The 20,646-nt window shown below is 69.2% G+C and carries 14 protein-coding genes and 9 pseudogenes; 9 read left to right on the plus strand and 14 right to left on the minus strand.

Going from position 1 to position 20,646, the window contains the following annotated elements; all coding sequences use genetic code 11:
* Positions 1 to 60: 60 nt before the first annotated feature.
* The 3 genes and pseudogenes from ACFQJD_RS03895 (at position 61) to ACFQJD_RS03905 (ending at position 2,704) form a co-directional block, all read left to right on the plus strand.
* Positions 61 to 1,774, plus strand: a pseudogene (locus tag ACFQJD_RS03895) (radical SAM protein).
* 38 nt (positions 1,775 to 1,812) lie between these two features.
* On the plus strand, positions 1,813 to 2,130 hold the full coding sequence (locus ACFQJD_RS03900) for a universal stress protein (RefSeq protein WP_379796301.1): 318 nt from the start codon (positions 1,813 to 1,815) through the stop codon (positions 2,128 to 2,130).
* Positions 2,061 to 2,704, plus strand: a pseudogene (locus tag ACFQJD_RS03905) (universal stress protein). The gene ACFQJD_RS03900 and the pseudogene ACFQJD_RS03905 overlap by 70 nt, the downstream one beginning before the upstream one ends.
* A gap of 5 nt (positions 2,705 to 2,709) precedes the next feature.
* Here the strand turns inward: ACFQJD_RS03905 and ACFQJD_RS03910 are convergent.
* The 4 genes from ACFQJD_RS03910 to ACFQJD_RS03925 are packed head-to-tail and all read right to left on the minus strand — an operon-like array spanning position 2,710 to position 5,842.
* Entirely contained in the window at positions 2,710 to 3,108 is a 399-nt protein-coding gene (locus tag ACFQJD_RS03910; RefSeq protein ID WP_379800387.1) for a TRAM domain-containing protein, read from the minus strand.
* Positions 3,109 to 3,160: 52 nt separating this feature from the next.
* The gene (locus ACFQJD_RS03915; RefSeq protein ID WP_379796303.1) at positions 3,161 to 3,808 is read right to left on the minus strand and encodes a YkgJ family cysteine cluster protein; all 648 of its coding nucleotides are present in this window, start codon (positions 3,806 to 3,808) and stop codon (positions 3,161 to 3,163) included.
* Between the two features lie 41 nt (positions 3,809 to 3,849).
* Complete coding sequence (locus ACFQJD_RS03920) at positions 3,850 to 4,638, minus strand: MBL fold metallo-hydrolase (RefSeq protein ID WP_379796305.1); 789 nt, start codon at positions 4,636 to 4,638, stop codon at positions 3,850 to 3,852.
* 10 nt (positions 4,639 to 4,648) lie between these two features.
* The gene (locus tag ACFQJD_RS03925) at positions 4,649 to 5,842 is read right to left on the minus strand and encodes a 3-dehydroquinate synthase II (protein WP_379796307.1); all 1,194 of its coding nucleotides are present in this window, start codon (positions 5,840 to 5,842) and stop codon (positions 4,649 to 4,651) included.
* Positions 5,843 to 6,006: 164 nt separating this feature from the next.
* On the opposite strand from ACFQJD_RS03925, the gene ACFQJD_RS03930 reads away from it, so the two are divergent.
* A complete protein-coding gene (locus tag ACFQJD_RS03930; protein WP_379796309.1) occupies positions 6,007 to 6,477 on the plus strand; it encodes an MOSC domain-containing protein in 471 nt (156 codons plus the stop codon).
* On the opposite strand, the gene ACFQJD_RS03935 is transcribed toward ACFQJD_RS03930, so the two are convergent.
* Genes ACFQJD_RS03935 through trpC form a run of 4 tightly spaced genes read right to left on the minus strand, consistent with a single transcriptional unit; the run spans position 6,478 to position 10,176 of the window.
* Positions 6,478 to 7,266: a 2-amino-3,7-dideoxy-D-threo-hept-6-ulosonate synthase gene (locus ACFQJD_RS03935; protein ID WP_379800389.1), complete on the minus strand. Its 789-nt coding sequence runs from the start codon at positions 7,264 to 7,266 to the stop codon at positions 6,478 to 6,480.
* A gap of 26 nt (positions 7,267 to 7,292) precedes the next feature.
* A complete protein-coding gene (gene trpA / locus ACFQJD_RS03940; RefSeq protein ID WP_379796311.1) occupies positions 7,293 to 8,156 on the minus strand; it encodes a tryptophan synthase subunit alpha in 864 nt (287 codons plus the stop codon).
* Complete coding sequence (trpB, locus tag ACFQJD_RS03945) at positions 8,153 to 9,421, minus strand: tryptophan synthase subunit beta (protein WP_379796313.1); 1,269 nt, start codon at positions 9,419 to 9,421, stop codon at positions 8,153 to 8,155. The genes trpA and trpB overlap by 4 nt, the downstream gene beginning before the upstream one ends.
* Positions 9,418 to 10,176, minus strand: a complete 759-nt coding sequence (gene trpC, locus ACFQJD_RS03950) for an indole-3-glycerol phosphate synthase (protein ID WP_379796315.1) — start codon at positions 10,174 to 10,176, stop codon at positions 9,418 to 9,420. The genes trpB and trpC overlap by 4 nt, the downstream gene beginning before the upstream one ends.
* A 112-nt stretch (positions 10,177 to 10,288) precedes the next feature.
* On the opposite strand from trpC, the pseudogene ACFQJD_RS03955 reads away from it, so the two are divergent.
* Positions 10,289 to 10,737, plus strand: a pseudogene (locus ACFQJD_RS03955) (MGMT family protein).
* Here ACFQJD_RS03955 and ACFQJD_RS03960 read toward each other — a convergent pair.
* Positions 10,734 to 11,549 carry a CPBP family intramembrane glutamic endopeptidase gene (locus tag ACFQJD_RS03960; RefSeq protein ID WP_379796317.1) on the minus strand — a complete coding sequence of 272 codons (816 nt, stop codon included), beginning with the start codon at positions 11,547 to 11,549 and terminating at the stop codon, positions 10,734 to 10,736. The pseudogene ACFQJD_RS03955 and the gene ACFQJD_RS03960 sit on opposite strands and share 4 nt — an antisense overlap.
* Positions 11,550 to 11,552: 3 nt before the next feature.
* Positions 11,553 to 13,633: pseudogene (gene lonB, locus ACFQJD_RS03965) on the minus strand (ATP-dependent protease LonB).
* A 167-nt stretch (positions 13,634 to 13,800) separates the two neighbouring features.
* On the opposite strand from lonB, the pseudogene ACFQJD_RS03970 reads away from it, so the two are divergent.
* From ACFQJD_RS03970 to ACFQJD_RS03980, 3 genes and pseudogenes are all read left to right on the plus strand, one after another.
* Positions 13,801 to 14,314: pseudogene (locus ACFQJD_RS03970) on the plus strand (nicotinamide-nucleotide adenylyltransferase).
* Positions 14,315 to 14,333: 19 nt separating this feature from the next.
* Positions 14,334 to 15,079, plus strand: a pseudogene (locus ACFQJD_RS03975) (SAM hydrolase/SAM-dependent halogenase family protein).
* Positions 15,079 to 15,729: a trimeric intracellular cation channel family protein gene (locus ACFQJD_RS03980; RefSeq protein WP_379796319.1), complete on the plus strand. Its 651-nt coding sequence runs from the start codon at positions 15,079 to 15,081 to the stop codon at positions 15,727 to 15,729. Before ACFQJD_RS03975 ends, ACFQJD_RS03980 begins: the two are co-directional and overlap by 1 nt.
* On the opposite strand, the gene ACFQJD_RS03985 is transcribed toward ACFQJD_RS03980, so the two are convergent.
* The 3 genes and pseudogenes from ACFQJD_RS03985 to thsA all read right to left on the minus strand — a co-directional run bounded on the left by ACFQJD_RS03985 (position 15,726) and on the right by thsA (position 18,697).
* On the minus strand, positions 15,726 to 16,118 hold the full coding sequence (locus ACFQJD_RS03985; RefSeq protein ID WP_379796321.1) for a hypothetical protein: 393 nt from the start codon (positions 16,116 to 16,118) through the stop codon (positions 15,726 to 15,728). The genes ACFQJD_RS03980 and ACFQJD_RS03985 overlap by 4 nt on opposite strands.
* Positions 16,070 to 17,074 carry an APC family permease gene (locus ACFQJD_RS03990; RefSeq protein ID WP_379796323.1) on the minus strand — a complete coding sequence of 335 codons (1,005 nt, stop codon included), beginning with the start codon at positions 17,072 to 17,074 and terminating at the stop codon, positions 16,070 to 16,072. The genes ACFQJD_RS03985 and ACFQJD_RS03990 overlap by 49 nt, the downstream gene beginning before the upstream one ends.
* A 67-nt stretch (positions 17,075 to 17,141) precedes the next feature.
* A pseudogene (thsA, locus tag ACFQJD_RS03995) lies at positions 17,142 to 18,697 on the minus strand (thermosome subunit alpha).
* A 163-nt stretch (positions 18,698 to 18,860) separates the two neighbouring features.
* Between thsA and ACFQJD_RS04000 the strand changes: the two are divergent.
* Positions 18,861 to 19,689, plus strand: a pseudogene (locus ACFQJD_RS04000) (amidohydrolase family protein); the annotation flags it as partial.
* Here the strand turns inward: ACFQJD_RS04000 and ACFQJD_RS04005 are convergent.
* Positions 19,613 to 20,592 (minus strand): annotated as a pseudogene (locus ACFQJD_RS04005) (glycosyltransferase family 2 protein). The pseudogenes ACFQJD_RS04000 and ACFQJD_RS04005 sit on opposite strands and share 77 nt — an antisense overlap.
* Positions 20,593 to 20,646: the final 54 nt, after the last annotated feature.

The raw sequence follows: 20,646 nt of genomic DNA on the forward strand, positions 1-20,646 counted from the left end.
GACGCTTGACTCTCGCCCGCATCCGCACGCCTTTACTCGCTCGACTCCCAACGGGGACCCATGCAAGACCCGGCCGACCTCTCGGTGACTATCGTCGACGGGTACGTGGACGAACCGGCGCATTTCGGCGTGCCGCCGTACATCTCGACGTATCCGCGCTACACCGCCGGCGCACTCGTGGACGCCGGCGTCCCCGAGGCGGCCATCACGTACCACACCATCGACGAACTCCGGGACGAACGGGCGAAGTGGGCCGACGTCGCCGACGCCGACCTCCTCGTCTACGTCGGCGGTATGACCGTCCCCGGCAAGTACGTCGGGGGACGCCCGCCGAACCGGACGAGGTGCGGGAACTCGCGTGGACCGCCGACGGGACGACGCTGATGGGCGGCCCCGTCCGCTTCGGCGTCGGCGAGGAGAACGCCGGCGCACAGGACACCGAGCGCAAGGATTTGGATTACGACTTCGTCGCCAAGGGCGACGTCGAGGCGGCGGCCTACGACCTCGTGGCGTCGGGGCTGGAGGGGTTCGGCGACCGGATGCGCGACAACGCCGAACTCGACCGGTGGGCCGCGAAGGGCGCGTTCGTCGTCGAACAACACCCGAACCACCCCGACTACCTCATCTGCGAGATGGAGACGTCCCGCGGGTGTGCCTACCGCTGTTCGTTCTGTACCGAACCGCTCTACGGCGACCCGGCCTTCCGGTCGGCCGAGTCGGTCGTCCGCGAAGTCGAGGGTCTCTACGACCGCGGCGCGCGACACTTCCGCATCGGGCGGCAGGCCGACATCCTCGCGTTCGGCGGCGACGGCGAAGCGCCCAATCCGGACGCCCTCCGCCGACTCTACGGCGGGATCCGCGAGGTGGCTCCCGACCTCGGTACCCTCCACCTCGACAACATGAACCCCGTCACCATCGTCGACTACCCCGAGAAGTCGAGGGAGGCCATCCGGGTCATCGCCGAACACAACACGCCCGGAGACACGGCGGCGTTCGGCCTCGAATCCGCCGACCCCGTCGTCCGCGAGGAGAACAACCTCCTCGTCACGGCCGCGGAGTGTCTCGAAGCGGTACGCGTCGTCAACGAGGTTGCGGGGTGGCGACCCGGCGAGGACCGGCACGACGCGCCCACGTTCGGCGACGACGCGGCCTCGCGCCTGCCGAAACTCCTGCCCGGAATCAACCTCGTCCACGGTCTGAAAGGCGAACGCGAGGAGACGTTCGAGCACAACAAACGGTTCCTGGAGCAGGTGTTCGACGAGGGCCTGCTGCTCCGCCGGATCAATATCCGGCAGGTGATGGCGTTCGCCGGCACCGAGATGTCGGAGACGGGCGCGGACATCGCGCGCGACCACAAAAAGCGGTTCAAGCGGTACAAACAGGAGGTGCGCGAGGAGATCGATCGGCCGATGCTCAGACGGGTCGCGCCGCCGGGGACTGTCCTGCCGGACGTCCACCTCGAATACCACCAGGACGGAAAGACGTTCGGCCGGCAACTCGGCACCTACCCCTCCTCGTCGCCGTCCCGGGCGAACGCGAACTCGGGCGGACTATCGACGTGGCCGTCGTCGACTACGGCTATCGCTCGGTGACGGGCGTCCCCTACCCCTTAGACGTCAACGCGGCGTCGATGGACGAACTGACGGCCATCCCGGGCGTCGGCAAGCGGACGGCGGGCGACATCGTCGTCAACCGCCCCTACGCCTCGCCGGCGGACGTCGAGGGCGTCACGGAGGCGGACCTCTCGAAGTTCGCGGCGGTCGGCGATCGGTAATCGGACACACGAAGTAGCCGGGGTGTGAAGGGACCGGCATGTACGACCGCGTTCTGGTCCCCGTCGACGGCAGCGACTGCTCGATAGCGGCGGCGCGCGAGGCGGCCGTCGTGGCCGACGTCTGTGACGCCCGCGTCCGGCTCGCGCACGTCCTCTCCCGGTCGGCGGTGCGCGGCGAAGGCGTCGACCCCGAAACGGCCGACGAGGCGGCGCTTCGGGAACTCGCTGCAGACGCTCTCGACGACGCGGAGCGCTCCTCGACGCGGCGGGCGTCCCGACCGACGCCGTGGTCCGCGTCGGAGACGCCGCCGACGAAATCCAGTCGATGCTCGCGGCCGGCGACGCCGACTTGGTAGCGATGGGGACCCACGGCCGGACCGGAGTCAGGCGATTCCTCCTCGGAAGCGTCGCGGAACGCGTCGTCCGAACTGCGCCCGTCCCGGTGATCACGACGCGGGCCCGCCCGGCCGAGGACTGCGGCCCGTACGAGGAGATCCTGCTCCCGACGGACGGCACCGACGCGTCGCTGACTGGCGTCGAGAGCGGCCTCGACGTCGCCGAGGCGTTCGACGCCCGGGTGCACGTCCTCTACGTCGTCGACAGGCGACTGCTGTCGAGCAGCGTCGACGTCGGGCCGGCGCTCGCCGACGCCGAGGAGCGACTCAGAACGCGCGGCGACCGGGCGGTGGCGGCCGTCGCCGACCGGGCGGCAGAACGCGGCGTCGAGGCGACGACGGCCGTCGTCGAAGGCGTTCCTCACTCCCGGATCCGGTCGTACGTGACGGATCGGGGGTGGACTTCGTGGCGATGGGGACACACGGAAAGACCGGAACGGACCGGTGGCTCACGGGTAGCGTCGCCGAACAGATACTCAGAACGTCGCCCGTCCCGGTGCTCGTCGGTCGACCGAAGGCGAACGCACCGGAGTGAGAGCGTCAGAAGTCGTCTTCGATGATCTCGCCGACGGCGAAGTTCGACTTCACTTCCGTGACCTCGATTTTGACGCGTTCGCCGATTTCCGCTCCCGGCACGATGATGACGTAACCGCGTTCGACGCGGGCGATTCCGTCGCCCTGTTTGCCGATGTCCTCGATTTCGACGTAGCGGATCTCTCCGACCTCGACCGGCGGCTGGGGCTCCGACGACGGCTGTTCGGTCCCTTCCGTTTCCGTAGCTTCCGCTCGCTCACTGGAGATGAGGGCGACGCGATACGTCTCGTCGGGGTCGATAGACCCCGTTTCGATCTCTCGGCGCGGGACCTCTATCACGTATCGTCCGTCCTCAGACCGCACGTCAGCACTGAACAGACACAGGAGTTTCTCTGAGATTTCCACCATTTAGACCTCCATCCGAGTCTCTGTCCGAATCGTTAAAGGTGTACCGCCGTCAGAGCGACGTTCCGTCCGGCCGCTTCGCCCCTTCGGAGTCGTGGACGACGACGCCGCCCTCGGCGTCGACGGGGTCGTAGCTGTCCCGAACGGCGATGGCCTCCTCGAGTTCCCGTATCGCCCGCTCTTTCAGCGCGCGCGCCATCTCCACTGCGTCCTCGCGGGCGATGTCGCGGCCGAGGCCCTCGCACTCGTGGGCGCGGACCATCCCTTCCCGTTCCACCGCTTCGCCCATCGGCTGACTCGTCCCGCCGAGGGCGACGCTGAAGGGGTAGGTGCGACAGATGAGCGGCCGGTCCTCGTGGACCGTACACGCGCCGACGCCGTCTGTTTCCTCGTAGAAGGTACAGTCGCCGCAGTCGTCGGTCTGGAGCGCCCACTCGAAGGTTTCGCCCTCGGGGCCATCCGCCCCTTCGGTGAGGCCGTAAGGCATCGGCCGGGCGACGTCCCGCCAGCCGTAGTCGTCGGTCGCCTGTAACTCACGTATCTCGTCGGGGAAGACGGTGGCCGTGTGTGGCTCGTCGTCGTCGGCCGTACAGCAGGCCCCACACCGGGTACACTCGAAGCCGACGGTTTCGACGGCGTCGGCGAGTTCGCTCACGTCGAGTTCGTGGGCCGTGGCGAGTTCGGCTTCGAGACTCCGCATATCCACCCTCGGCGCGCCGGCCGGAAAACCTCGTCGGACGCTCAGTCGTCGGCCGCTCGGCCAGGAGCGACGCGTCCGGCGTCGCGGTCGAACCGGACGCGCCCCTCGGCGGCGAGTTTCTCGACGTGTGCGTGTACCGTCGCGCGCGCGAGGTCGCGCACGCCGGTCAGGTCCTTCTCGTAGACGGCGTCGAGGACGGCGTCGAGGTCGTCGGCTCCCTCGCGAATCGCGCGTTCGACGCGTCGCTCGCGGTCCCGTCGGTGGCGGACGAGGCGTTCGAGAACTCGCTTCGGATCGTCGACGACGGGACCGTGGCCGGGGTAGAGACGCGGCGGTGCGCGGGCGTGCAGGCGACGGAGCGAGACGAGATACGCCCGCATGTCGCCCTCCGGCGCGGGAACGACGACGCTCCCCTCGGCGAAGGCGACGTCGCCCGAGACGACGCCCGACGCCGTGACGAAGGCGACGTGGTCGCTGGCGTGGCCCGGCGTGTCGACGACGCGGACGCCGTTGAGGAGGGTCGTTCCGTCGCCGAACGTCCGGTCGGGGTCGACGCCGGTCGCCGCGGCGAACTCGGCCTCGCGGCCGCGGCGCGCCCACACCGTCGCCCCCGTCCGGTCGGCGTAGGCGGCGACGCCGCCGACGTGGTCGGGGTGGGTGTGGGTGACGGCGAGGTGCGAGACGGTGCGGCCCTCGAGGGCGGCGTCGAGGGCGGCCGACTCCGCGGCCGGATCCACCAGCAGCACCTCGTCGTCGCCGACGACGTAGGCGTTGGTCGGCGCGGGCGCGCTCGTGGGCACCTCGACGGGGACCCGGTCGATTCGTGTCACCGTCCGCCCGTCACTTCTCGATGATGCTCTCCTCGACCGCTTCGCCGAAGTGGCGGGCGACGTCCTCGTAGTAGACGAGTATCTCGTCGCCGGGTTCGAGGTCGGTCACGGCCGTCCGCCCCTCGCGGGTGTGGACTTTGATGGTTTCTGCGTTCTGGAGGAGCGTCTCGATCCGGTCGCTGCGAGCCTCCGAATCCCCCGATTCCGGGCCGTCGCCGATCTCGGCCTCGACGCGGAACATCGGCCGCTTTTCGATTTTTACCCGGCCGACGACGGCCTCGCGGGTGTCGCCCTCGGTGTCGACGACCTGAACCTCGTCGCCGCTTTTCAACTCGGAGAGGTAGCGCGTCCCGCCCTCGGGGTCGCGGACGTAGGCGTGGACGGCCCCGGCGTTGACTCGGAAGGGCCGGGAGGCGACGTAGGGCGACTCGGCCGTCTCGGCGTGGACGAAAAACAGCCCCCGCGACATCGACCCGACGAGCATCCCCTCGTCGTGGTCCATCAGGTTGCCCGTGTCGACGCAGACGCGGTCGGCCATGCCCGTTCGCTCTACGGCCGTCACCTCCGCCCACTGCAGGTCGAGGCTCTCGCGCGAGGCGGCGTCGCGTACGTCGACGGTCTCGCGAATCTCGTCGGGGTCGTCCGAGTCGAGGAGGACGCCGTCGGCCCCGAGTTCGAGCGTCTCGAAGGCTGTCCGGGCCTCCTCTGCCGTCGTGACGCCCGCGATGAGATCCGTCTCGTCGCCGATGCGCGCGATGAGGTTTTCGAGGGGGATGATGGTCCAGTCCTCGCCGACGACGATGGTGTAGTCGGCGTCGCGGGCCGCCGCCTCCGCGAACGATTCGTAGTCGTCGTCGAAAATGCGGACGTACGCGCCCGCTACGCGATCGTCCCGCCGGAGGGTCGAGAGGTCCGCCGAGCCGGAGAAGTCCGGCGGCAGGTCGACCGTCCCGTCGCCTTCGCCGTTCTTACCGACGACGTAGACGTCGGCCGCCTCGGTCTCGGGTTCGGCGTCCTCCACCAGATCGGCGTCCGTCCGGAACGCCGCCACGTTCACGTCGCCGAGTTCGCGCACCCGATCGACGTCCGACTCGTCGACCAGGACCCAGCCGACGCCCGCCTCCAGACCCGCGGTAATCCGTTTCTTGCGCGTCTCCCAGTCGCCGACGTCGCCGTCGGCCTTCAGCCACACGCTCCGTGTCATGACCGGACACACTCGTCGCCGTGGCTTGAGTTTGGCGACTCCGGCGCGTCCGTAGCCCGCGCGTCGTCTGCGAGGCGGGAGGCTCGGATCGACGGCCCCGAAATCGCTCGACGATCCGCTCACCGACACGCTTTACTCCACCGACGACGCTCTATCGGCAGATCATGACCAGCGTCGTCGAGGCGATACACGTCGCTCCCGAGGCGGAAGCGGAGATGGAAGCGTGCGGATCGGTCGAAGCGGTGGCCGGGGCGGGCCTGCGCGGTGACCGCTACTTCGACGCCGGGGGGACGTTCTCGGACGTCCCGGGCGGCGGCCACGACCTCACGCTCGCCGAGGCCGAGGCGATCGAAGCGGTCGAACGCGAGGCGGGCATCTCGCTCGGCTTCGACGAACACCGGCGGAACGTCACCACGCGCGGCGTCGCGCTCAATCACCTCGTCGGCCGGCGCTTCCGCGTCGGCGACGTCGTCTGCGAGGGCGTTCGGCTCTGTGAGCCCTGCTCGCACCTCGAAAACCTCACCGAAGACGGCGTCGGCGACGCGCTCGTCCACCGCGGCGGACTGCGTGCGGACGTCGTGGAGGGCGGCGAGATTCGCGTCGGCGACGACGTCGAATCGATCGAAACGGTGTAGTCAGGCATCAAGCCCGGCGGTCCGGAGGGCCGCCTCGGCGCTCCGGTCGTCGTGGACGACGGCGGAGACGGCCGTCGCGATGGCCTCCGGGTCGTCGTGCTGGAAGATCGATCGGCCCATGGAGACGCCGGCCGCGCCGCCGTCCATCGCGCCGCGAACCATCTCGACGGTTTCGCGGTCGGTGCCGCGACTGCCGCCCGCGATGACCACCGGCAGGCGCGTCCCGTCACAGACCGAGCGGAAACTTTCGGCGTCGCCGCTGTACCCCGTCTTGACGACGTCGGCGCCGAGTTCCTCCGCGAGGCGGACCGCGTGGCCCAGCGCCTCCGGATCGTGCTCGTCGACGCCGGGGCCGCGGGCGTACGCCATCGCCAGCACCGGCATCCCGAAGTCGGCCGCGCGTTCGGTCACCTCCGCGAGGTCGGTCATCTGATCGGGTTCGTGATCGCTGCCGACGTTGATGTGAAAGGAGACGGCGTCGGCTCCCGCACGGACCGCCGCCTCGACGGAGCCTGTGGGGCGTTTGTCCGTCTCGTCGGGACCGATGGCCGTCGATCCGTTCAGGTGGACGACGTAGCCGGCGTCGTTCTTGTTGGCGTGGACGCGCGGCGCGAGTCCCTTCTGCGTGAGGACGGCGTCCGCGCCGCCGCGCGTCACCGCGTCGACCGTCGATTCGACGTCGACGAGCCCCTTCACCGGTCCCATCGTGATGCCGTGGTCCATCGGGACGACGAGGTAGTTTCCGCCCGTCGAGATGCGTTCGAGTCGTGCGCTGAGTCCCGCGTTCATGAGCGTGCTGCCGTGGTAATGCGGGATCATGTGCGTTCCGACCGCGCTCCGCTCGCGGTCGCTCCGCGTCGGGTCCCGGCTTTCAGTTCCCGTGCTTTCTCCTCCAGACGCGCGGCCACCTCGGCCGTCGGATCGTCGTTCTCGACGCCGTCGGCGACGACGTCGATCAGGGCGCTCCCGACGATGACGCCGTCGGCACCGCCCGCGACGATGCGTTCGGCGTGATCGCCGGTCGAGATGCCGAAGCCGACGGCCTTCGGGACGTCGTACTCGCGGAGGCGGTCGAGGCTCTCGTCGGTCGCTCTCGACACGTCGCTTCGCGCGCCGGTCGTCCCGAGGCGCGCCTGCACGTAGACGTAGCCCGACACCTGCTCCATGATGCGCTCCAGTCGCTCGCCGCGCGTCGTCGGCGCGACGACGAACACCAGGTCGAGGCCGTACTCGTCACAGGCGTCACGCAGCGGCCCGGCTTCCTCCGCGGGCAGGTCCGGCACGACGAACCCCTCGATGCCGACCTCGGCCGCCCGGCGAACGAACGGCTCGGGACCCGGTTCGCCCGTCTCCTCGCGGCCGTACTGGTAGACGAGGTTGTAGTAGGTCATGCAGACGAGCGGGACGTCGACGTCGAGGTCGGCGACGAACTCGAAGAAGCGCTCGGGGGTCATTCCCGACTCCAGGGCGCGCGCGATGGCGCTCTGGATGGTCGGCCCCTCGGCGATGGGTTCGGAGAACGGCAGGCCGAGTTCGACGACGTCCGCGCCGCCGCGCACGAGCGCCTCGACGTACGCCTTCGAGGATTCGCAATCCGGGTCGCCGGCGACGAGATACGGGACGAAGGCGGGGCCGTCGGCGAACGCCTCCGCGAGCGCCCGGGAGTTCGCGCGGGTCACTGCAGTCCCCCGGTGAACACGTCCATGTCGGGCGCGTTCGCGATGCCGCGTTCGTGCGTCTCCTCGATGACGGTTTCGAGGTCCTTGTCGCCGCGCCCGGAGAGGTTCACCACCACGAGGTCACCCAGCTCGTCTCCCTCGTCGGCGTCGGGGCCGGCGACGGCCTCCAGATAGCCGAGAGCGTGTGCCGACTCCAGCGCCGGGATGATGCCCTCCGTCTGCGAGAGGCGGTGGAACGCCTCGAGTGCGTCGTCGTCGTCGACGTTGACGGCGGTGACCCGCCCGGCGTCGACGAGGTGGGCGAGTTCCGGGCCGACGCCGGCGTAGTCGAGGCCGGCGGAGACGCTGTGTGACTCCATGATCTGACCGTCGGTATCCTGCAGAACGCGGGTGCGCGCGCCGTGTAGGACGCCCTCGGTCCCCGTCGAGAGCGACGCCGAGTTGGGGGCGACGCCGCGGTCCTCGTCCACGTCGAGCGAACTGCCGCCCGCCTCGACGGCGACCAGGGAGACGTCCCGGTCGTCGGTGAACTCGGCGAACGCGCCCATCGTGTTCGACCCGCCGCCGGCACACGCGAGCACCGAGTCGGGGAGGCGACCCGCTCGCTCCCGGATCTGTTCCCGGGCCTCCTCGGAGATGACCGACTGGAAGTCGCGCACCATCGCCGGGAACGGGTGCGGGCCGACCACCGACCCGATGACGTAGTGGGTGTCTTCGACGTTCGTGGCCCAGCCGCGGAGCGTCTCGCTGATGGCCTCTTTGAGGGTGCCCCGGCCGACGGTGACGGGGTTCACCTCGGCCCCGTTGATGCGCATCCGGAAGACGTTGGGCCGCTGGCGGTTGATGTCGTGGTGGCCCATGTACACCTCGCAGTCCAGATCGAGGTGGGCGCAGGCCATCGCCGTCGCCGTGCCGTGCTGTCCCGCTCCCGTCTCGGCGATGATGCGCTCTTTCCCCATGTACTTCGCCAGCAGGACCTGTCCGAGTGCGTTGTTGAGTTTGTGCGCGCCGCCGTGGACCAGGTCCTCGCGCTTGAGATACACCTCCCTGTCGTAGCGCTCGGAGAGGCGGTCCACGCGCTGGAGCGACGTGGGCCGCCCGCCGAACTCTCGGAGCCGTCGCCGGAACTCGTCCATGAAGCCGTCCTCGTTTTCGAGTACGTACCGCTCGTAGGCGTCTTCCAGCTCCTCGATGGCCGGCATCAACGCCTCGGGGACGTACTGACCGCCGTACTCGCCGAACTTGCCGTCTGTTTCCGTGCTCATGTCTCGCTCGTGAACCGTCGCGTGTTCGTCTCCACGTCGCCGTCCATGATGGCTGTGCCGATGAGGAGGGCGTCCGCGCCCGCCTCGCGCATCCGCCGCGCGTCCGCGAGCGACGTAACGCCGCTCTCCGCGACCAGCGTCACGTCGGCGGGGACCTTCGGTGCCAGTCGCTCGAACGTCCCGAGGTCGACCTCCAGGCGTCCCAGGTCGCGGTTGTTGACGCCGACGACGGACGCGCCGGCGTCGAGCGCCCGGTCGAGTTCCGCCTCGGTGTGGACCTCGACCAGCGGCTGAAATCCCCGCTCTTTCGCGGCCGCGACGAGCGCCGACAGGTCGTCGACGAACCGCGCGATGAGAAGGACCAGATCCGACGCCACGCCGTCGAGTTGGGCCTCGCGAAGCAGGAAGTCCTTTCGCAACACGGGGACGTCGACGGCCGCGCGCACCCGCCGGAGCGTCTCCGTCGACCCGCCGAAGTGGTCGGGTTCGGTGAGGACCGACAGCGCCGTCGCGCCGCCGTCGACCATCGCCCGCGCGAGATCGACCGGATCGTCGTCGCGGACGCCCGGCGTCGTCGGACTCGTCGGCTTCACCTCGGCGATGACCGGCGTCCGCCCGTCCGCCTCCGTCGCCGCGACGGCCGCGGGAAACGGTCGGGCGTCCACCGTCAGTCGCTCGTCGCCGCCCTCGCGCGCCCGCGCAGCCGAGAGTATCGACCGCACCTCCGGCGCGAGGTCTTCTTCATCAGCGTTCATCCTTGTACGTCAATGGACGTATTTGCACATAAGACTTGCGTCCGACGCCGTCGCGAGGCCGGCGCGGCCGTCCGACAGTATCTTCAAGGGTCGACCGACCCACGTCGTGCCCATGGAGTCCGGTATCTACGCGCGCGAGTCGTCGGTGTTGGGGCGGGCCGTCCAGTTCGGACTGGCGAGCGGCCGGGTCATCTCCGTCTCCTTCCCCGAGGCGGTACCCGCCGACGCCGAGACGGACCACCCGCTTTTGGACCGCGTCTTCGACTACCTCGACGGCGCGGAGGACGACTTCGACGACGTCGACGTCGCGCTGACCGTTCCGACGGACCACCGACGGGTCCTCGAATCGGTCGAGGCGATTCCGTACGGCCGGACCGTCTCCGTCCCGCAGCTCGCCCGCCTCGCCGGACTCGACGACGAGGACGAGGCGGACGTCGCGACGGTCGAGGCCGCCCTCCGGGAGAATCCGGTTCCGCTGTTCGTCCCCGACCACCGCGTCGACGGTCCGGGGAGACCCCGCCCGACGTGGCGTCGACGCTCCGCGACGTCGAGGGGCGTTAGGCCCACTCGACATCGAGCGCCTCGTGCACGACGAACTCCAGGGCGTTCACGAGGTAGTGAGCGACGACGACGACCAGCAGGCTCCCCGAGAGGACGAACACGGCGGCGAGGACGACCCCGAGCGCGCCGGTGACGACGACGCCGCCCGGGCCCTGCGCGCCGTGTCCGAGGGCGAACGCCACCGACGAGACGCCGACCATCGTCCACGGCGAGACGGCGAAGCCGGCGCTCAACGCGCCGACGAGGACGCCGCGAAAGAGCAGTTCCTCGAAGCCGGCGATGACCGGGAGGACGACGAGCAACAGGAGCGCCCAGCCACGCACCGACTCCGGGGCCAGCGCCTCTCTGAGCGCCTCGGACCCGCCGAGGCCGAACCGTTCGCCGACGGTCGAGCCGATCTCGTTGACGACGTAGAGGGCGACGCCGACGCCGACGCCGACTGCCAGCGTCCGCGCGTCGGCAGCGCCGACGCCGAGCGCCGACGCCGGAATTTCGGCGTACCACGCGCCGAGAACGAGAAACGCCGCGAACACGCCCTGCGAGACGGCGACGTTCAGGAGGAGGTTCGTCGTCGAGGGCGGTTCTCCCGCCGCGACGTGCGAGTCGACGCCGGCGTCGCCGGCGTCCGTTTCGGCTCCGACGCCGTCGGGCGTCGGCGAGCCACCCCGTCGCCGGTCGGACGTCTCGCCGCCGGCCTCCCCGTGGGGCGTCTCGTGCCCGCCGGTCACCAGACGTTGCGACGCGCGTGAGAGAACGAGCAACGCGAACAGGACGACGCTCGCGAACCCCGCGAACGCCGTCCAGTTCGGCATCGCCTACTGCGGGCTGGGGCTGCTCGGACCCTGGTTCACGTTGCCGTCGAACGCGGAGCCCGTGATGTGCTTGAGGCGATCGACCAGCGAGTCCTTCTCGGCTTCGCCCTCGAGGGCGACGTCGAGGACCTCGCTGATGTGTTCGACCGGGATGATCTCGACCATCTCCTTGTACTCGTCCTCGATCATCACGTCCTGCATGTTCGCCTCGGGGATGATGACCCGGTCACAGCCGGCTTTCGCGGCGGCCTCGATCTTGTGAGTGACGCCGCCGACGGGGAGGACGTCCCCCGCACCGAGAGCGACCCGGTCATCGCGAGCGACTGGTCGACGCCGACGTTCTCCAGCGCGGAGATGACCGCCGTCGCGACGGTGATCGAGGCGGAGTCGCCGTCGACGCCCTGCTGGCCCGTCTGGACGAACTGGATGTGGATGTCCTTGTCGGAGATGTTCTCGTCGGAGAACTTCTTGATGATGGCGGAGACGTTGGAGACCGCCTCCTGAGCCATCTCCTTCAACTGACCCGTGGCGATGACTTCGCCCGGCCCCTGCGAGGGCGTCACTTCGGCCATGACCGGGAGCATGATGCCGGAGTCCTCCCCCATGACCGCGAGGCCGTTGACGCGGCCGACGACGTGGCCCTCGCTGACCTGCAGTTCGTAGTCCTTCCGGCGCTCGATGAAGTCGTCCGCGAGCTGCTGTTCGATGCTCCGCGAGCGACCTTTCGCCTGCAGGACGTGCTCGCGGGTGGTCTCTTCGGCCCCGTCGGCGCGGGCGATGTCGCCCGCGACGCGGACCAGGCCGCCGAGATTGCGCAGTTTGAGCGTCAGGTGGCCCTTCCGGCCCGCGCGGCGCCGCGCTTCGAGGATGACTTCCTCCATGGCCTCGGCGCTGAAGTCCGGCAGGCGGCCGTCCTTGGCGACTTCCTGGGCGACGAACCGGGAGTATTTGCGCCGCATATCGGGGGTATCCTCGATGGTGTCGTCCATGTACACCTCGTAGCCGTATCCCTTGATGCGGGACCGGAGCGCGGGGTGCATGTTCTCCATCGCGTCCAGGTTCCCGGCCGCGACCATGACGAAGTCGGTGGGGACGGGCTCGGTCTGGACCATCGCGCCCGAGGAGCGCTCGGACTGGCCCGTGATGCCGAACTCGCCCTCCTGGATCGCGGTCATCAGATGCTGCTGGGAGCGGATGTCGAGCGTGTTGATCTCGTCGATGAACAGCACGCCCTTGTTGGCCTTGTGGATGGCACCCGGTTCGACCCGGTCGTGGGACGGCGTCTCCATGCCGCCGGACTGGAACGGGTCGTGGCGGACGTCGCCCAGCAGCGCGCCGGCGTGTGCACCCGTCGCGTCCTCGAAGGGCGCGGTGGCCGTGTCGGCGTTGTTCACGATGAGGTTCGGAATCATCGAGTCGCTCCCGCGCGACCCGTAGCGGAAGGCGAGATAGATGATCCCCGCCGCGAGGATGCCCAGCAGGATGTTCCCCGCGATGATGAGCGAGTAGCCCAGCACGATGGCGATGATGATCCACATCAAAAACGAGCGCATCTGGTTGCGCTTGCGGGCTTCCTCCTTGTGGGCCTCGACGATCTGCTCGCCCTTGCCCGCGGGAACGGTCCGCACCTTCGGCTCGTTCCCGTCGTCGGGGTTGTGATAGACGAGGACGTCCTGGAGTTCCTCCTTCGGGAGGAGTTCGGCCATCGCCTTCGCCAGCATCGACTTCCCTGTCCCCGGGGAGCCGATCATCATGACGTGTCGGCGCTGTTTGGCCGCCTTCATCACCACGTCTCGGGCGTGTTCCTGCCCGATGACCTGGTCGACGAGGCGATCCGGCACCTCGATCTCGGCGGACGAATCTATCTGTAGCCCTCCAAGCAGGTCGTCTTCGGCGATCTCCTCGTCGACCTCGGCGTCGATTTCCACCTCGCTGCCGAGGTCTTCGATGGATCCGTCGGACTGTCCGTCGTCGACGGCGTCGCCGGGCTCGACCCACTCGTCGGCGTCGTCTCCAGCGGACCCGGATCCCGCGATTTCGGGCTCCTCCGGGATGCTGTCGTCGTTGTTCGTATCGTTACTCATAGAACGCTGTCGTTGTCACAACTGAAGGGTGCGCGACTGATATACTTTCTCCCCTCCGTCTGCGGGTGTGATCGGTCTGTCACTCCGATATCGGCGCTCTACGCGACGAATTCGGCGCTTTCGACGACTCGTCGTTTTTTTAAATAATCGTCTACTATCTCTCACCGATGCGGGGGTTCTACATCGGCCGCTTCCAGCCGTACCACAACGGCCACCACCAGATGGTCGAAGAAATCGCAGACGAAGTCGACGAACTCGTCCTCGGGATCGGGAGCGCCGGTGACTCCCACACGCGGCGAAACCCGTTCACCGCCGGCGAGCGCGTGATGATGGTGACCAAATCCGTCGCGGAGTTCGACCTCACCACCTACGCCGTCCCCATCGAGGACCTCGATCGGCACTCGGTGTGGGTGAGCCACGTCCAGAGCATGTCGCCGACCTTCGACGTCGCCTACTCGAACAACCCACTCGTCATCCAACTGTTCCACGAGGCCGGCGTCGAAGTGCGCCAGTCCCCGATGTTCAACCGCGACGTGCTCGAGGAACCGAACTCCGCGAGCGCATGATCGAGGGGGCGGCTGGGAGGACCTCGTCCCCGACCCGGTGGTGGACGTGATCGACGAAATCGACGGCATCGAGCGCCTCCAGCGCGTGAGCGAGACCGACACCAACGGCGACTGATGACCGACGCCGACGACCGATGATCACGCTCGCCTCCGACTTCGGATCACCGTATCCCGCCGCGATGAGAGGCGTCGTCCTGCAACGAACCGACGCCCGCCTCGTCGACGTGGCCCACGACTTCCCCGGCAGGACGTGCGCGCGGCCGCCTTCTGGTTGCGCGAGACGCTCCCCTACTTCCCGCCCGCGGTCCACCTCGCCGTCGTCGACCCCGGCGTCGGCACCGACCGGGACGTCCTCGTCGTCCGCGCCGGCGATCACGCCCTCGTCGGCCCCGACAACGGCCTGTTGCTCCCGCCGGCCCGCCACGTCGCCGACGACCTCGACGTCTTCGTCGCCGACCCCGGGGCTCCCGCGTCGTCGACGTTCCACGGCCGCGACGTCTTCGCCCCGCTCGCGGCCGACGTCCACGAAGTCGGCGTCGACGCGCTCGGCTCGACGGACCGGCTCGCCCCGACCGACGAGTTCGTCGACCTCGAACTCCCGACGGCGTCCGTCTCCGACTCCCGCGCCGAAGGCGACGTGCTCGTCGTCGACGACTTCGGAAACGTCGTCACGAACGTCCCCGGCGACTTCCTCGACGGCCGCGAGACGGTCCGCGTGAACGGCGACGCCGTCCCCGTCGGCGAGACGTTCGCCGCCGTCGCCCCGGGCGATCCCGTGGCCACCGTCGGCAGCCACGGCTACGTCGAGTGCGACGTGAACCGTGGCCGGGGCGACGACTACTTCGGCCTCGCGCCCGGCGACGAGGTGACGCTCGACTGATGACGCCGGTGGCCGGGGTCGCGTTTCTCGACGCCGTCCCCTCGGTGGACCCGTTCGCCCTGATGAACGCCGTCGGCCTCGTCGCGTTCGCCGTCGTCGGGTCGCTGAAGGCCATGGAGGCCGACCTTGACGTCTTCGGCGTGGCCGTCCTCGGCGTCCTGACAGCGCTCGGCGGCGGCGTGACCCGCGACGTCCTCGTCGGTCGGATTCCGGTCGCACTCCAGTCGACGACGGACGTGGGCGTCGTCCTCTTCGGCGTCGCCCTCGCCGTCTCGCTCCGTCGGTGGCGCTCGCGTCGCCTGCGGGACCACACCGTCCTGTTGCTCGCCGACGCCGTCGGCCTCGCCGCGTTCGCCGCGACGGGGGCGCTCGTCGGCGTCGACGCCGGCCTCTCGACGTTCGGCGTCGTCACCCTCGCCGCGCTCACGGGCGTCGGCGGCGGGAGCATCTCCGACGTCCTCCTCGACCGCGTGCCGGCCGTCCTCCGCGAGGACTTCTACGCGACGCCGGCCGTCGTCGGCGGGGTGGCCTTCTGGGTGGCCGTCCGTCTCGGCGTCGCGCCCGGAACCGCCGTCCTCCCGTGTGCGGCGCTCGTCTTCGCGCTTCGACTGCTCGCGTTGCGGTACGAGTGGGGACTGCCGACGGTCTAGAGTTTCGTCTGGATCCCGTCTTCGACGCGTTCGACGTTCCGCGCGATGTCCTCGTGTTCGAAGTAGAGCAGTTCGACGGCCACGACGAGGACGGCGAGGACACACACCAGGACGAACGTGTTCGGATCGGTCCGGTAGAGGTGAGCGAGGACGAGCGGAACGAAGCTCGCGGTGCCGACCAGCCCCACCAGCGGCGGCAGCGGATTGACCGCCTCCCTGTCGCGCTGGCGGACGGCGAGGTAACTCACCGCCGCGAAGGCGACGACGAACGCGATCGACGCGAAGTTGGTGACGGCTTCGAGGCTGCCGTAGGCGGCGAAGGCGGCCGTGAGCGCGCCGATTACAACGACGGTCCGTTCGGGGAGGCCGTCGGCGTCGCCGTCGCCCATGCGGTCCGGAAGGAGATCGGAGGAGAGCATTCCTTGGCGAAGTGGCTCGACGAGAACAGCGTCGCGTTGATGGCGCTCCCCGTCGAGAACAGCGCCGAGAACGCGATGACGACGCCGCCGAGGCGACCCAGACCGACGACGCCGGCCACGCGTTCGGCGGCGTCTTTCAGCGCGACGTGGGGGTGTGTAGCGAGGGCGTCGGGCGCGAGATTGTACGTCGCCACCGCGACGAGGACGTAAATCGCCACGGCCAGCGGGATCGAGAGGGCGATCGCCTTCCGGATCGTCGAGACGGGGTCGGCCATGCTCTCCTGGTCGTAGAAGAGGAGCTGCCAGCCCTGGAAGGCGACGAACGAGACGCCCGCCGCGGTGATCGGATCGACGGACGTGAGCGACCCTTTCCCGAGCGCAATCGGGTCGACGGACAGCCCCGCCGCGTAGGCGACGCCGGCGAGGCCGAACGCGAGGAGGACGAGTATCTTGACGCTCACGAGCACCTTCTCGGTCGCCCCGCTCGTCCGGGCCCCGAGGAGGTTCACCCCGACGAATCCCGCGATGGCCAGCACCGCCACGAGCGTTCGCAGCGACGCCCCGGCGTACGTCGCGGGCACGGCGTCGAAGGCGACGGTGAACTCCGCGAAGGCGACGGCGTACATCGCCATCGAGCCGATGTAGCCGAACAGGAGAGTCCACCCGGTCATCCCCGCGAGCGTCGTCCGCCCGGTGAACGACTGGACGAACGTCACCGACCCGCCGCCGTCCTCCGTGAGGGCGTTCAGTCGATCGTAGGCGTAGCCGACACAGAGGGCGACGGCACCAGCGACGACGAACGCCGCCCACGTCGCCGCGCCGGTCAACTGCGTCACCACGCCGAGGACGGCGTAGATGCCGCCGCCGATCATGCCGCCGAGCGCGATAGACGTCGCTCCGGCGAGGCCGAGCGTCCCCTCAGACATCGTACGCCGACGTTGTCACTCGACGCCTAAAGGAGGGTGCCAAAAACGGAATCCGGACGGCGGCCGTTTATTCGGCGGCGATGACGTCGTCGATGCGAGCGATCATCGTCGCGGCCTCGGTGGCGGATTCGACGGCCTCGTGTTTGACCGCGGCGGGGTCGAGGATGCCGTATTCGAGGGGTCGTCGATGACGCCCGATCGGCTCTCGGCGATGATGCCGGCGCGACCGGTCTCCTCGAAGCGCGAGCGGAGGTCGACGAGGGCGTCGATGGCGTCCATGCCCGTGTTCTCCGCGAGGGTGCGCGGGAGCATGTCAACCGCGTCGGCGTACGCCTCGACGGCGAGTTGCTTGCGGCCCTCGATGCCCGCCGCCTCGGAGCGGATGTAATCGGAGATGGCGATTTCCGTCGCGCCCGCGCCGGGGACGACGCCGCCCTCGTCGATGGCGGCGACGGTCACGTCGACGGCGTCGTTGATGGCGCGTTCGAGTTCGTCGACGACGTGTTCGGTGCCGCCGCGCAGGAGCAGCGTCACGGCCCGGGCCGCCGCGCCGCCCTCGACGAACGCGAGTTCGTCCTCGCCGAACTTCCGGAGCGAGATGGACTCGACGTGGCCGAAGTCGTCCGTGTCGAGTTCGGTGAGCGTGCCGAGTTGGGTCGCGCCCGTCGCGCGCGCCAGCGCCTTCCCGTCGTCGCTTTTGATGTTGCTGAAAGCGAGGATGCCCTCGTTGGCGAGGTAGTTCGCCACGCGGTCCTCGATTTTCTTCGTGCAGAACACCACGTCGACGCCCGCCTCCTTCAGCGTCTTCGCGTAGCTTTCGAGTTCGCTCTCCTCGGCTTCGATGGCCGCGTTGAGCTGGTCGACGTCCGTGATGTTGTACTCGGTGTCGACGTCGCTCTCGCGCACGTCGAGTTTCATGTTGAGGACGGCCACGGTGGCGTCCTCGACGGATCGGGGCATGTTCTCGTTGACCGGCTCCTCGTCGACGATGACGCCCTCGACGAGTTCGGTGGCGCTGGAACTCGAGCCCGTCCGGGTCGTGATGTGGATGCTGTCGCGGTCGATGCCGCCGTCTGCGGAGACGTGACGGACGGCCGCGACGACCTGTTCCGCCAGTACGTCCGCGGTGACGTCCCCGGTTCCCTTGCCGGTCATGCTCGACTCGGCGACCTGTTCGAGCAGGTCGTCGTCGAGTTCCTCGTCGAGGGTCTGGGCGTCGACGACCTCCTTGGCCAGTCGGGCGGCCTCGTTGTACCCCTCGACGATGACCGTCGGGTGGATGTCGTTCTCGAGGAGTTCCTCGGCGTGCGAGAGGAGTTCGCCCGTCAGAACGGCCGCCGTCGTCGTGCCGTCACCGACTTCCTCCTCCTGTGTCTCGGCCACCTCGACGATCATCTGGGCCGCGGGATGCTCGATGTCCATCTCCTCGAGGATGGTCGCCCCGTCGTTGGTGACGACGACGTTGCCCGACGAGTCCACGAGCATCTTGTCCATGCCCCGCGGACCGAGCGTCGTTCGGACGGCGTCGGCCACCGCCTTCCCGGCTCGAATGTTCGAATCCTGGGCGGATTTGCCCTGGGTTCGTTCGGTATCCTCTGCGAGAATAAACATCGGCTGATTCATACGTGACGACATGATTCGTAAGCCTCGTTCTATTCAATGTTTGTGGTTCTATATATACGTTGCTGTTGAGCGAGCACCGGAATCGCACGACACCGGCGGAATAGTTACGATATCGACAGGTGACGGTGCGGGCCGAGTGCGAGCTCCCCACCGGTAGGCAAATGTGCCCGCCCCGCGAACTGGCGACGGTGCTGGAGCTGAACACGGGTTCCGCGTGGTCGACGTCGACGCCCGACTCGTTCCCGACGGGGTCGAGGCGAAGCGGGGACAGCCGGCCGCCCCCGACCGGTTGGAACGGGAGATGCAGCAGGCCGGGATCGTCCGCGCCGTCGTCGCGCCGGACGTCGGGGTGTCGGACGGCTACCTCCGTGCCAACAACGCGGTGGCGCGGCTGAGCGTCGACCGGCCGTTCGTCGCGTTCGCCCGCATCGACGGTCCCCGCGACCCCCGCGACCGCCCCGTCGCGAAACTCCGGAACCTCACCGCCTCGCGCCGCGAGTTTCACACCTCGCCCGGCGATGTCGAACAGTACGCCTACGACGATCGGTTCCACGGGTTCGTCCTCGACCCGGTCCGCGACGGCCTCCCCGACGCGGAGACGCTGGATCGCCTCGACGACGTCGGTCTCCCGGTCGTCGTCCGCGCGGGCGACGGCTTCCCCGGCGGCCGTCGAGGCGACGCTCCTCAGCCGGTCCATGCCGGTCGTCCTCGTCGCGTTCGGCGGCCATCCCGCGAACCGAGAGTCGATGGCCGCGGCCATCTCGCTGCTCGACGACCACGACGACCTCTTTCTCGACACCGCGCACACGCGCTATCGAGACGTGCTCGAACGCGCCCTCCGGGAGTTCCCCGACCGGGTGCTGTTCGGCAGCGGAGCGCCGGACGTTCACCCCGACGTCGGCGTGATGGAACTGCTCACGCTCGACGTACCAGAGGACCTGATGCGCCGTGCGTTCTCGAAAAACCCCGGGCGCGTGGTCCCGGCACTGGCCCGCTGCGCCAGTCGTAGCGCGCGACTGCGCGGTCGTCGCGCGAGGAGATGCCCTTGGATTCCGCCGCGGCGTCCGGTCGTCCGCGCGAGCGACGAAGCCGTCTTTCGCGCCGGTCGCGACGCCGCGGAGGACGTCCCGGCCCGTCGCGGCCCACGTCGTCGGCGTCACCTCGCCGCGGAGGACGTCCCGCCCCGTCGAGACGGCGTCGTCGACGGCGTGTCGGACCGTCCGCGTCGCGACCGTCGGTCGGAGGCCGTAGTTCTTGACGAGTCGGTAGGCGAGCGCCCGGTATTTCCAGCCGGCGTCGCCGGACGCGACGCCGCCGTCGGCGGAGTACTCCCGGCGGACGCTCATCCCGCTTCGCCACGCCACGTCGTATCCGAGGCCGGCGAGGCGGTGGGCGAGGTCGCGCGAGCCGCCGGTTTCGAGATACTCGTCGAAGCCGTCGAGCCTGTCGAGGACCGGCGCTTCGAAGGCGACGTTGCCGCCGTCGAAGTAGACGACGTCGCGGTCGGTGACGACGTCGCGTTCGGACGTCTCGGTCGTCATCCCCGCTCGGAGCGTCCGGTGGGTCGGTCCCGTGACGACCGGCGCTTCCGCGACGCCGTCCGCGAGGGCCTCGCACCACGACGGTTCGACGACCAGGTCGTGTCGGAGGAGGGCGACGACGTCGCCCGCCGCCGCCTCGATGCCCGCGTTGCGGGCGACGTTCAGCGTCCGCGCCGACACCTCCACCAGTACGTCGACGTCGTCGCGGTCGCGTACCATTCCGGTGGTGCCGTCCGCCGAGGGACCGTTGACGACGACCACCTCGGCGTCCGGCGCGTGCGCGGCCAGCGCGTCGAGGTTGGCGGCGAGCTGGTCGCGGCCGTTGAGAGTCGGCACCACTACGGAGAGGTCCATACCGGTATCCTGCGTTCCGATGCGTTAAATGGGTTCTCCTCCGTGAGGCCGGGC

This window comes from Haloplanus sp. GCM10025708, assembly GCF_042663985.1.
Taxonomy (GTDB): Archaea; Halobacteriota; Halobacteria; order Halobacteriales; family Haloferacaceae; genus Salinirarus; species Salinirarus marinus.

Excerpts from the sequence above, each read along its gene's own strand:
- ACFQJD_RS03900 (WP_379796301.1), top strand. The coding sequence starts at position 1,813 with ATGTACGACCGCGTTCTGGTCCCCGTCGACGGCAGCGACTGCTCGATA.
- ACFQJD_RS03915 (WP_379796303.1), bottom strand. The coding sequence starts at position 3,808 with ATGCGGAGTCTCGAAGCCGAACTCGCCACGGCCCACGAACTCGACGTG.
- ACFQJD_RS03925 (WP_379796307.1), bottom strand. The coding sequence starts at position 5,842 with ATGACACGGAGCGTGTGGCTGAAGGCCGACGGCGACGTCGGCGACTGG.
- ACFQJD_RS03930 (WP_379796309.1), top strand. The coding sequence starts at position 6,007 with ATGACCAGCGTCGTCGAGGCGATACACGTCGCTCCCGAGGCGGAAGCG.
- ACFQJD_RS03935 (WP_379800389.1), bottom strand. The coding sequence starts at position 7,266 with ATGAACGCGGGACTCAGCGCACGACTCGAACGCATCTCGACGGGCGGA.
- trpB (WP_379796313.1), bottom strand. The coding sequence starts at position 9,421 with ATGAGCACGGAAACAGACGGCAAGTTCGGCGAGTACGGCGGTCAGTAC.
- trpC (WP_379796315.1), bottom strand. The coding sequence starts at position 10,176 with ATGAACGCTGATGAAGAAGACCTCGCGCCGGAGGTGCGGTCGATACTC.
- ACFQJD_RS03960 (WP_379796317.1), bottom strand. The coding sequence starts at position 11,549 with ATGCCGAACTGGACGGCGTTCGCGGGGTTCGCGAGCGTCGTCCTGTTC.
- ACFQJD_RS03980 (WP_379796319.1), top strand. The coding sequence starts at position 15,079 with ATGACGCCGGTGGCCGGGGTCGCGTTTCTCGACGCCGTCCCCTCGGTG.
- ACFQJD_RS03985 (WP_379796321.1), bottom strand. The coding sequence starts at position 16,118 with ATGGGCGACGGCGACGCCGACGGCCTCCCCGAACGGACCGTCGTTGTA.
- ACFQJD_RS03990 (WP_379796323.1), bottom strand. The coding sequence starts at position 17,074 with ATGTCTGAGGGGACGCTCGGCCTCGCCGGAGCGACGTCTATCGCGCTC.